Source organism: Oryzibacillus soli, from assembly GCF_051594765.1.
In the GTDB taxonomy this organism is placed as follows: domain Bacteria; phylum Bacillota; class Bacilli; order Paenibacillales; family NBRC-103111; genus Paenibacillus_AR.
In genome coordinates, this window is record NZ_JBPPGJ010000076.1 from 1 (window position 1) to 867 (window position 867).

The 867-nt window shown below is 43.4% G+C and carries 1 pseudogene; it reads right to left on the reverse strand.

The features are described from left to right. Positions 1-662 precede the first annotated feature (662 nt). Positions 663-867, reverse strand: a pseudogene (locus tag ACSEXW_RS28210) (hypothetical protein); the annotation flags it as partial.

Consider the following 867-nt stretch of genomic DNA (forward strand, 5'->3'; position numbering starts at 1 on the left):
GGCCGCGACGCGGTTAGGTTCGCAGAGGTTGTCTGCTGAGTCCGCTCCTCGAAATGCCTCTTGCAGACCAAGGGCCGTCTGGCCCGCCGCGTGAATACGGTGTTATATGCTGTCGGGGCCTTCCTGAATATGCTAGATTCCCCTGACCTTAAACCGCTCTTGATCTTAATCGCTCTTGACCTTAAATCTCTCTTGACCTTAAATCTCTCTTGACCTTAAATCTCTCTTGACCTTAAATCTCTCTTGACCTTAAATCTCTCTTGACCTAAATCACTCTTGACCTTAAATCGCTCTTGACCTTAAATCTCCCTTACCTTAAATCGCTCTTGACCTTAAATCGCTCTTGACCTTAAATCTCCCTTGACCTTAAATCGCTCTTGACCCTAAATCGTTCTTGATCTTAGATCGCTCTTCTTTCTTTGAGTGTTTAAAACTGATCTCTGCACCGATTGCATATAACGTTGTTGTATTCACGAACCCTCACTGGCTTAAGGCAGCACCAGCTGCCGGGTCCGACGGACTTAGCCAGTGCAGGGTTGTCTGCTGACTCCACTTCCTCGAAATGCCTCTTGCAGACCAAGGGCCGTCAGGCCCGCCGCGTGAATACGGTGTTAGGCGAAGTATGGCACTCCTTGAATTGCAACCAAAATTTTTGACACTTCTTATTCCCAAACGAGAAAATCATCAATAATCTCACCATTAAAGTTGTATATTAGTTTATAGTATCCAAGGTATTTATCCTTATAAAACACATCTAAAACAGCCTCGATATACTCCGAGTTTTCATTATATTCATTACTGCTTTCCATCCAATGACTTATAGTTATTGAAAGTCTGCTATGTTTTAAATCAATTAATTCTCTTTGA